Origin of the sequence: Rhizobium sp. BK112, assembly GCF_014193215.1 — a bacterium.
In the GTDB taxonomy this organism is placed as follows: domain Bacteria; phylum Pseudomonadota; class Alphaproteobacteria; order Rhizobiales; family Rhizobiaceae; genus Rhizobium; species Rhizobium anhuiense.
Window position 1 is genome coordinate 194,421 of sequence record NZ_JACHYZ010000012.1, and the last position, 10,606, is coordinate 205,026.

Consider the following 10,606-nt stretch of genomic DNA (forward strand, 5'->3'; position numbering starts at 1 on the left):
TCCGAGCGCTCGTTCGGCTGTCTACCATGTGATCCCCAATCTGCGATCGGCGTCGTCGGCTCTTAGCGGCAGACTATCGTAGGCCGGGGGAACGACCGTCGAAAATCGCCGGAGGCCGAGCCGTTCCAAAACCGCCGCTCCCTCACGCGTTTCATGCAACGTCACGAGGCTTTGCTGTAATGCTGTGGCGATGTCCGCAGGCAAGGTTTGCGCGGCAACCAATAGCGGCGCGGGAAGCGGATCGGTCGTCGCCAGAATACGAAGACCATCGATCGCATCGGTTTCGTGCATCGACAACAATTGGAAGGCGTAAGCATCGATCGCACCCGCATCGATCCTGCCGTCCTTGAGGGCGGCGACGATGCCTGACGGGTTGAGCAGCGGCCCGACCGTCATGCTCTGCTTCACTTTCCCGGCAAACCGGTCGGCAAGAAAAGAACGCGCCGCGTGGTAGCCCGATTGGGAATCGCGCACGGTCCAGCCCCAGCGGGCCACAGCGAGATCCGCTACCTCGTTCACCGCCCCGGTGGAGGCGACGAGAATGTGGCTGGCATAGAGCGGCTGGTCCAAAGACCATGCCTCGCTCGAAACGGGTGCAGCAAGGGCAGTCGGCCTGGCGCCCTCGGGCATACGCGAAAACGGATAGCCGCACATAAAGACCAGCCCCATGTCCGGCCTCGCCCATAGCTCCGACAGCGGCGCCGGTGCTGCATGAGCGATGATCTCGAGCTCAATGCCGGACTGCACGCTGACCAGCGCAAACAACGCATCCCACAGGCCGCGAATGCGCGGACTGAGATTATACATTCTCGAACAGGCGATCGGCTTGGACATCACCATGGCAACTATGCGAACCGCAGCCGCTGGCCGATGTTCATCTCTCTTGCCTTGTCGACCATGGCGGCGCCGAGCGCCACGTCGGTGGTGCTGAGGCCGCGGTGCCAGAACAGGATCGTCTCCTCGTCACTTTCGCGGCCGGGCTTCATGCCGCAGACGATCTGGCCGATTTCGGCATGCAGGTTCTCGGCCGTCACCTTGCGCTCGTCGACGTGACGGCGAAGCGCTCCGAACGGCTTGCCGGGGCCGCATTGTCCCCAATCGTCGACGACGACCTTGTCCATGATGTCGGTGAGATCGAATTCAAGCGCGCTCATCGTGCCATAGGGCACGACGAAGGCGCCCTTCTTCACCCATTCCGTCTTGAACAGCGGCGCCGGTTCCGGCAGGCGGCTCGCCTCGACCATGATGTCGGCGCCCTTGAGGCAATCCTCCCAATTGTCGGTGACGATGATCTTCTTGCCGAGATCCGCCTCAAGACGCTTGGCGAAGGCATCCCGACTTTCCGGCCGGCGCGAATGCACGCGGATTTCCTCGAAGTCGAAGAGATGGTCGAGAAGCCGGACATTCCAGTAAGAGGTTCCGCGCGCACCGATATGGCCGAGAATCTTGCTGTCCTTGCGGGCGAGATATTTTGCGCCAAGAGCGGTGACGGCCCCGGTGCGCATGTCGGTGATATCAGTTGCGTCGATGATGGCCTTCGGCACGCCGGTGTTCGGGTCGAACAGGTTGAGGACCGCAAGCTCCGAAGGCAGATCGACCTTGTAGTTGTCGACGAAGTCGCCGACGACTTTGACGCCGGCATAATTCAGCGCTTTGACGTAGCCGCGAAGCACGTTGAAATGGCCTTTGTCGGAGCTCTCCGGCACAAGATGAACACGCGGCTCGATGACGGTTTCACCCCTGCCCTGCGCATCCAGCGCCTTCGACACCGCATCGAGAATCTCGTCATTCGTCAGCGCCAGCGCCTTGGCATCGAGGGCGTTGAGATAATCGATCCAGATTTCCTGCATTTCCCGCTTCTCCATATTCCTGCCCGGCTGCTGACCGGACGGATTTTCGAACAAAAACCCTTAAATGGATCGCCGCGCCAGACCGCAGCCGGATTGATATCCGGCCGCGGAGGCATGACAATCATTTCGGCAGGAGGCCGTTTTCCTTGAGGAAATCGACCGCCACGTCCTTGGCTTCCTCGTGATCGGTTTCGACCTTGGCATTGAGGACCCGCATCTTTTCGTTGTCGAGATGGGAGCCGACCGCTTCGAGCAGTTCGGCAACCTTCGGGTTGGCCTTCAGCACGTCCTGGCGGACAACAGGCGCCACGTAGTAGGGCGGAAACAGACCCTTGTCGTCTGCCAGCGGCACGAGATTCTTCGAGCCGATCTGCCAGTCGGTCGCCGCACCATTGGCAACGTCGATATCCTTTTGTTCCAGCGCGTCGTAACGAAGACCAAGCTTGGCGAACTGCTTGAACTCCTTGAACTCGGCGTCGTAGACGCGCTTCAGGCCGGGCAGGCCGTCGGCGCGATCCGGAAATTCGGCGCCGCCGCCGAAGACCAGTGTCTTGGAGACCTTGGCGAGATCCGACAGCCTCTTCAGATTGTTGGCCTGCGCCGTTTCTTGCCGGACGACGATGACATAGCCGTTATTGATCCCGCTCGGCTTCAGCCATGTGAGATTGAACTGCTTGGCGTAGAAGTCCTTGACCTGCGTATAGACCTTGTCGGCGTCGGTCGACATCTCGCCCTTGACGACGGATGCGAGCGCCGTGCCGGTATATTCCGGATAAAGATCGATCTCGCCGGCCACCAATGCCTGGTGCGCAATCAGCGTGCCGCCGAGGTTGATCTTGCGCTCGACGGTGAAGCCGGCATTTTCCAGAACGGCTGAATACATTTCAGCGAGGATGAACTGCTCAGTGAAATTCTTGCTGCCGACCTTGATGGTCTCTGCGGATGCAGACTGGAACATGGCGGTTGCCATGATGCCGGCTGCAAGGATGCCCTTTGTCCAATTTTTCATAGTCATTCCCTCTTGTTGACTTTTCAATGAACGAACCGGCGGCGTTCCCCAGAATAGCCGTCGGCATGACCGGTCGGCGCCCTGCCCTTCTTGGTGGGGCAGTGGCGAACCGGGCTTACAGCGGGCCAAGCCCGATCAATGCGGCGATCGCCGCAAAATCCGGCCCTTGCGCGCGATCCTCATCAAGCGCCGGGACGTGATTGCGGACGAAAGCATAGGCCTCAGCCGATCCCTTGCCCAATTCGCCTGAGACGCCGCGCAGCTCGACGGCCTGGGCCGAGGCAATCAGTTCGATGGCAACGAGATAACGCAGGCGCTCGACGATCGCCTGCGTCTTTGCCAAAACGCTCGGCGCCATCGACGCTTGGTCTTCCACGCCATCGGCGACGGGAAAGGGCGAAAGCGAAACCGGCATGGCGAGATGGCGGATTTCGGCTTCCATGGCCGAGACGGTCTTTTGCACGGTCGCAAAACCGGTCCGGCTCTGGCCCATCGGGGTCAGGAAGCGCGGGAGGTCTGACATGCCGGGCGACATGATCTTCATGATCCGATAGGCGGTGCCTGCCGCACAATGCGCCATCGCCTGCCCCAGCCTTTCCCAGGCGAGCACAAAAGCGGTCATGTCGAAATTGCCGTGTGCAAGAATGACGCCTTCGGAGGCGATGACGACAGGATTGTCGCTGGAGCTGACGAGATCTATCTCCGTCGCCTGCCTTGCCTCGTCGATCGCATGCCTCATCGCGCCCCAGACCTGCGGCGTGCAGCGGTAGCTCAAAGGATCCTGGAGACGTCTTGCGGCATCGGCCGCAAGCAAGGAGCTTCCCGAAAGCAGTTCCATCAGTTGAGCGGCGACACGGCGCTGCCCAAAGGCCGGTCTGGCAGCGAGAGCGCGATCGTCGAAGACGCTGACATTGGCCCGGAACGCTTCGAAATTAACGGCAATCGCCTTCAGGGACCAATCGAAGAGCCGCTCGATATCCTCAAGCGCCAGGCAGGCAAGGCCGATGGAGAGACTGTTGGCCACGACAAGCGCATGCCCGTCCTTCGGCGCCAATTCGAGTTGTTTCAGGCCGGCCCTTTCCAGGGCGATGGCGGCCGGCAGCACTTCGCCGCCAAGCTCGATCTCGCCGAAGCCGAGAAGCGCCCGGCTCATATGGGCAAGCGGAGCCAAATCCGCCGCACCGATCGAGCCCAATGACGGGACGACCGGATGGATATCTGCATTGATGGCGGCGATCAGACCACGGAACACGTTCAGCGAAATGCCGGAGCCGCCCGCCGCCATGCCTGCAGCCCTAACGGCCATCATCGCCCGCACGGATTCCTGGGCAAGCGGCTTTCCGACGCCGACCGCGCGGGCTTGCGGCACACGCATCTGAAACGCCACCAGATCTTCCGTTGCAAGTCGTGTATCGACCCCCGCTCCCAGTCCTGTCGTCAGGCCATAAACCGGCAGCTCCTTTTCCGTATAGCGATCGACGACGGCGCGCGCCGCCGTAATCCGAGCCTCGACCTCGGCGGAGATTTCGATCCTGGCGTGACGACGGGCAATTGCTGCGATGTCCTCGATCGTCGGCGGCGACGCGCTGAAGGTGATCGATGGAGAATGGGTGGCGCTCACTGTTTCTCTCCGAGAATGGCGACGGGCTTCGAGGGACCCTTGGTGGACCGTGCTTCCAGCCGATATTGCGCGCCCGGATAGTATAACAGCGCACAGGTCACGACGGCCTCGCCCGACCAGGTCCTTCGAAAGACGCGCAGGCAAGGGTGATCATTCTTCAGGCCAAGATATTTGCGGATCGTCGTGTCCGGTTTGACGGCCTGGACGATATGTTCGAACGCCGTTATCGGCGCCACCTTCGTCAGATATTCGTTCGGCGTCATGCTGCTGAAATCGGTCGACAGATAGTCGGGCGCGACCAGCGGATTGACGTAGCGCTCCTCGACCTGAATGGGCTGGTCGTTTTCCAGGTGCACGATCAGCGAGTGCATCACCTCAGCGCCGAGCGTCAGTTCGAGCGCGTCGGCAACGTTGGCATCCGCCTTCATCGAGCCGGCCTGAACGACCGCCGCCTTATGCGTGTGACCCCGCTCCAGTATTTCGTCGGCTATGTTGCGGATTTGAAGCAGATCGACGTCGAGGTGCTTTGGCGACACGAAGGTTCCGATCCCGGCGGATCGCTTGAGGACACCCTCGAACATCAATTCCCGCAGCGCGCGGTTCGCCGTCATGCGGCTGACGCCGAATGCCGCCACCAGTTCGCTTTCAGAGGATACCCGGTCTCCCGGCTGCAGCTTGCCTTCGGCGATGTCGGCCAGGATCTGCTCCTTGATCCTGATATAATGGCGCGCCTCGCGGGCGGCTGGTTTGACCGCTTTCGTCATGACAGCCTCGCCATGCCATTGTCGAGGATGGTCACACCCCGTGACGCAACGATCCCCCTGAAGCGAATCTCGGCGTCGTTGCGCCACATCTGCAGGGTGATCGTTTCTCCGGGAAAGATCGGCGCGCTGAACCGCGCCGCGATCGCCCGCAAGCCGATCTTCATGCCTGGATCGATGGCGGCGATGATGGCGTAGCCCGCATAACCGAAGCTGCACAGCCCATGCAGGATCGGCCGATCGAAGCCGCTTCGGCCGGCTGCCTGTGGATCCGCATGCAGCGGATTGAGATCGCCGTTCAGGCGATAAAGCAGCGCGGCGTTGTCAGGGAGGTCGACATTGAATTCGAAGTCCGGCTCTCGGTCCGGGACTTTGGACAGAGGTTCAGGCGCCGATCCCGCCGAACCGCATCCACCGTCACCGCGGCAGGCGTTCGTCTGGACGATCGTCGCGATCGGCTCATCACCGTCCACGGTTGCGATCATGCGCTCGAAGCTGACGAACATGCCTTTCTCAAGGCCGCGATCGACCACCGACAAGACGCGCGACCGGGAGATCAGCGGCACATCGAGAGGGACTGGCCGGTGGATGGTCAGGCGATGCTCGGAATGCACGAGACGCGCCCAGTCGACACCCGTCTGCTGCATCCACGGGCCTGGATGCGCCACGACATTGGCAAGGGTCGGCGCGGTCACGAGATCGCGTTCATAGACATAGTTCAATAGGTTTTCGTCGAGCGGGTTGGTGCCGTAGCCGACAGACAGGGCGTAGAGGATGGCATCTCTTGCAGTAACCACATGCGTCGCTTGCGGCACCGGGAAATCGAGAATGGATTGGGCCGACAACGTCACGATGCGGCTCCGCCGGATGCCACGGGCTTGCGAACACCACCCGACAGGCGGATGCCGCCGTCGACGGAAAGCAATTCGCCAGTGACGAACTCTGCCCCCTGAACAAGCCAGACAATGGCGCCGGCAACGTCTTCCGGTGTCGCGACCCGGCCGAGCGGCGCGGTTTCCGAAAATCGCTTGGCAATGGCGCCATAGGCATCCGGCCCGAGCGTGTCGCGCATCCAGCGCGTATCGATGATGCCGGGGCAAACCGCGTTCACCCGGATATCGGGACCGCAGGTGCGCGCTAGCGCCAGGGTCAACGCATTGAGCGCACCCTTGGAGGCCGTATAGGCAAGCGAACTGCCGCCGCCGGTAAAGGCAACGTTGGATGAGACATTGACGATCGCACCGCCGCCGCTGTCACGCATCACAGGCACCGCCGCCCGGCACATCTGATAGGCGCCGATGACATTGACGCCGAAAACACTCTGAAAATCTTCGGCCGACAATGTCTCCAGATCGAAAGGATCCGATTTGACCGTCGTTGCGGCATTGTTCACCAGGGCGTCGAGCCGCCCCCACCGGTTGACGGCCGTCGCGACCATCCGGCGGCAGGCCGCATCGTCGGCAACGTCGGCCTGGACGATCTCGACCTCCGCGCCCAGGCTGCGGCAGATATCGGCCGTTTCATCGGCCTCTTTGTTGCTGCTGTTGTAATTGACGACCACCCGGGCACCGCTCTCGGCGAACTGCTTCACGCATGCGGCCCCGACGCCTGTTGCCGAGCCCGTGACGATGATGACGGCTCCATCGATTTTCATGGGGCAAAGTCCTTCATGGCGTGGGTGGCAAACAGGCGCGCGTCCATCTGTTTCAGCTGGCCCGACACCGCGACGCCCTTCGGCAGGCGGTCGAGAACATGGGAGGCGAGATCGATGCCGGGGGCAAACTCCGTCAGCATCAGGCATCCGTCGATCACTCGAAAGACCGCCCGCTCGGTGACGACGAGCTGCGACTGCCCTTCCGGCGCAAAGGCCGGGCTCGAACTGATCTGGTCGACATGGTCGACGATCTTGCAAACTCTGCCGTCCCGGATGATGTCGAGGCTGCCGTCGGCAACCGCAATTTCCGCGCCGCCGGCCGAAAATGCGCCGAGATAGACAACACGCCCCGCCGTCTGCGAAATATTGGTGAAGCCGCCGACCCCAACGATGGAATTGTTGAAGCGGCTGACATTGACCGCACCGTGCCTATCCACCTCGGCCATGCCGAGAAAGGCGATATCGAGGCCGCCGCCGTCGTAAAAGTCGAACTGCGAAGCCTGTGGGACGATGGCGGTCGGATTGACGGCAGCGCCGAAGGACAGTTCCTCGGCCGGCACGCCGCCGATCACGCCGGATTCGATCGTCACCGTATAATCGTCGAATCCCTCTTCGCTGGCGATCCGACCGATCCCGGCGGCAATGCCGATGCCGAGGTTGATCGTCGGGCGATGGAGCGGCGCCAACTCCAGGAAGGCACGGCGCTGAATTATCTTATCGGCCGACAGCGGCGCCGGGTGCAGGCGGCTCACCGCCATCCGGACGCGCCCGGTATAGGCGATATTGTCTGTCTCGGCGAAACTGACGCCGTGCTGGGCCGGATTTTCGCAGACGACGACATAATCGACCAGCGCCGCCGGGATGCGAACATCGCCCGGCGGCAGCGAGCCGCGCTCGGCAATCCGCTTGACCTGCACGATGACGACACCGCCGGAATTTCGGCCTGCCTGCGCCATGGCGAGCACGTCGAGCGGAAAGGCTTCGTCCTCGAGGGTGACGTTGCCGTCTTCGTCGGCCGTCGTACCGCGCAAAAGCACGCAGTCGAGCGGCATCGAGGGATAAAGCAGCCATTCCTTGCCGCGCAACGACACGCGCTCGACAAGCGCTCGCGGCGTCGTCGCATTCATGCGGCCGCCGCCATGCAGCGGGTCCATGAAAGAACCGAGCCCGATATGGGTGATCACCCCAGGCTGACCGGCGGCAATCGCCCGATAGAGCTGGGCGATGACGCCTTGCGGCCAACAATGCGCTTCGATCTTTTCCTCGATCGCCAGCCTGCCAAGGCGCGGCGTTCCCCGCCATCCCCCGGCGATCACGCGGGCGACGAGGCCCTCATAGCCGAAATGCCCCATGCCGCGCGTCTGACGATCGCCCGTGCTGGCAGCAAACAGAAGTGTCAGCTTGCGCGGTTTTCCAGTGGCGAGGAAACGCTCCTCCACCGCGGCCGTGATGGCCTCGGGATGGCAGCATCCTCCAAAACCCGAGGCAGCGACCGTCATCCCGTCTTCGAGGAGATCCGCAGCTTGCTGTGAAGAGATGACCCGCATGACGATCTTTGCTTCTCCGCCCTGTATATACAGGCTAGCCGCTGATCGTTTGGAAGGCAACGGGAATTTTTGCAAGTATTTTGGGCACACCACCCCGTCTCAGACGATATTCAGCAGGCCGATCAAGCAAAGCCCAAGCACCGCCAGAGCCAGCAGCGACAGCGCCGCCGCGACGAGGACCCGACCGCCGGTATGGGCGATGGATCTGACATCGACGGAGAGGCCCAACGCGGCCATGGCAGTAACGGTGAAGGCGGCTGATACAGCCGACATCGCGGGCAGCAGCGGCGCCGGGATCGCGTCGAGCGAACGAAGCGTCGCCATGGCCGCAAAACCGAGGATGAACCATGGCAGAACATGGCGGAGATTGATTGCGGCGCCGCCGGGACGGCGACCATGAACTGCGCCGAGCACAAGAATGACGGGGCCGAGCATCATCACGCGGATCAACTTGACGAGCGTGCCCACCTGGGTGCTGACGGCGCCGGCGGAGGCCGTCGCCGCCAATACCTGCGGCACGGCATAGGCTGTCAGCCCTGCGAAAACGCCATATTGTACGGCGCTGAGACCCAGGAACAGATGCAGAAGCGGCAAAGTCAGCACCGCACCAACGCCGAGCAGCGCGGTAAAGGCTATCGAGGCGGCGATATCGTCCGGTTTGGCGCCGATCACAGGTGCTGCCGCGGCGATCGCAGAATTGCCGCAGATCGAGTTGCCGCAAGCAACCAAGGTCGCCAGGCTGGTCGACAGCCCGAAGAGCCGGCCAAGCAGAAAGCTGCCGGCCAAGGACAGCGCAACCAGGACGGCAATTCCACCGACAAGCGGCAGTCCGGCCTGCCGGATGGCGGCCGTGCTGAGCGAGGCGCCCAGCAACACGACGGCAATCTCGAGAAGCGTCTTGGCGGCGAAGTGAATGCCGGGAGTGAAGGTCTGCGGCAGGCGGACCGAGGAGCGCATGGCAATGCCGATCAGAATGGCCAGCACGAGGCTCTCGATCCAGTGCGCGCCGAAAATCATCAGCTGCAACTGCTCAACCAACTGCGCAATGAGCGTGACCGCCACACAAAGGACAAGTCCCGGCAGGACGGCAGGAAGCGACGGGGAACGGGAGGCGGAAACGAGCATCGGCAAGACCTTGCGGAATGCTTCACTGTCCCATACTCAATTGTCGACTTCCATTGAATAGTTTAATATAGTTCATTCGGTAAAATCGAACGATTGCATCATGACTTTCGAACAGCTCTCCATTTTCGTTGCGGTTGCGGAACGCGAGCACCTGACCAATGCCGCCGCGGCGATCGGCCTCACGCCGTCGGCCGTCAGTTCGGCCATCCGCAATCTCGAGGCCTCCTATGGCGTCGAGCTTTTTCACCGTGTCGGACGCCGCATAGAGCTGACATATGAAGGGCGGGTGTTTCTGGGGGAGGCACGAGCCACACTCGCGCGCGCAAAAGCCGCAGCACTCGTCTTGTCCGATCTCGGCGGCTTGCAAAAGGGTGAGCTCGTTGTTTTTGCCAGCCAGACGATCGCAAGCTATTGGCTGCCGGCGATGCTGATGCGTTTCAAGGTCCGCTACCCGGGCATCGACCTCAAGCTGATGATCGGCAACACGACCACGGCGGCGAAAGCGGTTCTCGATGGATTGGCGGAAGTCGGTTTCGTCGAGGGCAGCGTTGACGAACCGGCGCTGAATATTCGGCCGCTCGCCGAGGACGAACTCCTTATCGTCGTCGGTCCGCGCCATCCCTGGGCGCGTGGCAAACCGATCGCCCCGGCGGAGCTGGTTTCGGGCACGAAATGGGTCATGCGGGAAAAAGGGTCCGGAACCCGGTCGGCTTTCGAGGCGGCGATTTCCAATCTCGGCATCGGCCCCGCAGATCTGACAGTCGCGCTTGAGCTGCCGTCGAATGAAGCAGTCATATCGGCAGCAAGAGAAGGCCTCTGCGCAACGGTCGTTTCCGGCGCCGTGGCCGCGCCGCTCTTGACGCAGGGTCTGCTGGTTAAGGCGCGCTTCCCTTTGCCGTCCCGCCAATTTGCAATCCTGCGGCACAAACAGAGACACTCCAGTCGTGCCTCGTTGGCGCTGGAAACGATTTGCAGCGAGGACAAAGCTGCCGAGGTCCAAAATCGGGATGACTGGGCGCTTTAGATCGAAAGCGGTTCG

10 protein-coding genes are annotated in these 10,606 nt (G+C 62.0%); 1 reads left to right on the top strand and 9 read right to left on the bottom strand.

Annotated features, from left to right (window positions below; all coding sequences use genetic code 11):
- Positions 1-21: 21 nt before the first annotated feature.
- The 9 genes from FHT75_RS28315 to FHT75_RS28355 form a co-directional block, all read right to left on the bottom strand.
- Entirely contained in the window at positions 22-840 is an 819-nt protein-coding gene (locus FHT75_RS28315) for a phosphate/phosphite/phosphonate ABC transporter substrate-binding protein (RefSeq protein ID WP_063473742.1), read from the bottom strand.
- Positions 841-845: 5 nt separating this feature from the next.
- Entirely contained in the window at positions 846-1,850 is a 1,005-nt protein-coding gene (locus FHT75_RS28320; protein WP_063473743.1) for an ornithine cyclodeaminase family protein, read from the bottom strand.
- Between the two features lie 121 nt (positions 1,851-1,971).
- Positions 1,972-2,859, bottom strand: a complete 888-nt coding sequence (locus FHT75_RS28325; protein ID WP_063473744.1) for a glycine betaine ABC transporter substrate-binding protein — start codon at positions 2,857-2,859, stop codon at positions 1,972-1,974.
- Positions 2,860-2,974: 115 nt separating this feature from the next.
- Positions 2,975-4,480 carry a histidine ammonia-lyase gene (gene hutH / locus FHT75_RS28330; RefSeq protein WP_063473745.1) on the bottom strand — a complete coding sequence of 502 codons (1,506 nt, stop codon included), beginning with the start codon at positions 4,478-4,480 and terminating at the stop codon, positions 2,975-2,977.
- Positions 4,477-5,244 (bottom strand): histidine utilization repressor, encoded by a 768-nt coding sequence (gene hutC, locus FHT75_RS28335; protein ID WP_063473746.1) that lies wholly within the window; start codon positions 5,242-5,244, stop codon positions 4,477-4,479. The genes hutH and hutC overlap by 4 nt, the downstream gene beginning before the upstream one ends.
- On the bottom strand, positions 5,241-6,092 hold the full coding sequence (locus FHT75_RS28340) for a MaoC family dehydratase (protein WP_047619153.1): 852 nt from the start codon (positions 6,090-6,092) through the stop codon (positions 5,241-5,243). Before FHT75_RS28340 ends, hutC begins: the two co-directional genes overlap by 4 nt.
- Entirely contained in the window at positions 6,089-6,895 is an 807-nt protein-coding gene (locus FHT75_RS28345) for an SDR family NAD(P)-dependent oxidoreductase (protein ID WP_063473747.1), read from the bottom strand. Before FHT75_RS28345 ends, FHT75_RS28340 begins: the two co-directional genes overlap by 4 nt.
- Positions 6,892-8,442 carry an acyl CoA:acetate/3-ketoacid CoA transferase gene (locus FHT75_RS28350; protein ID WP_063473748.1) on the bottom strand — a complete coding sequence of 517 codons (1,551 nt, stop codon included), beginning with the start codon at positions 8,440-8,442 and terminating at the stop codon, positions 6,892-6,894. The genes FHT75_RS28345 and FHT75_RS28350 overlap by 4 nt, the downstream gene beginning before the upstream one ends.
- A gap of 99 nt (positions 8,443-8,541) precedes the next feature.
- Positions 8,542-9,567 (bottom strand): YeiH family protein, encoded by a 1,026-nt coding sequence (locus tag FHT75_RS28355; protein WP_063473749.1) that lies wholly within the window; start codon positions 9,565-9,567, stop codon positions 8,542-8,544.
- Between the two features lie 100 nt (positions 9,568-9,667).
- Between FHT75_RS28355 and FHT75_RS28360 the strand changes: the two genes are divergently transcribed.
- A complete protein-coding gene (locus tag FHT75_RS28360) occupies positions 9,668-10,591 on the top strand; it encodes a LysR family transcriptional regulator (RefSeq protein ID WP_063473750.1) in 924 nt (307 codons plus the stop codon).
- Positions 10,592-10,606: the final 15 nt, after the last annotated feature.

Bases quoted from the DNA above. Each gene is read 5' to 3' on its own strand.
- FHT75_RS28325 (WP_063473744.1), bottom strand. From the start codon at position 2,859: ATGAAAAATTGGACAAAGGGCATCCTTGCAGCCGGCATCATGGCAACC.
- FHT75_RS28360 (WP_063473750.1), top strand. From the start codon at position 9,668: ATGACTTTCGAACAGCTCTCCATTTTCGTTGCGGTTGCGGAACGCGAG.
- FHT75_RS28315 (WP_063473742.1), bottom strand. From the start codon at position 840: ATGGTGATGTCCAAGCCGATCGCCTGTTCGAGAATGTATAATCTCAGT.
- hutC (WP_063473746.1), bottom strand. From the start codon at position 5,244: ATGACGAAAGCGGTCAAACCAGCCGCCCGCGAGGCGCGCCATTATATC.
- FHT75_RS28320 (WP_063473743.1), bottom strand. From the start codon at position 1,850: ATGCAGGAAATCTGGATCGATTATCTCAACGCCCTCGATGCCAAGGCG.
- FHT75_RS28350 (WP_063473748.1), bottom strand. From the start codon at position 8,442: ATGCGGGTCATCTCTTCACAGCAAGCTGCGGATCTCCTCGAAGACGGG.
- FHT75_RS28355 (WP_063473749.1), bottom strand. From the start codon at position 9,567: ATGCTCGTTTCCGCCTCCCGTTCCCCGTCGCTTCCTGCCGTCCTGCCG.
- FHT75_RS28345 (WP_063473747.1), bottom strand. From the start codon at position 6,895: ATGAAAATCGATGGAGCCGTCATCATCGTCACGGGCTCGGCAACAGGC.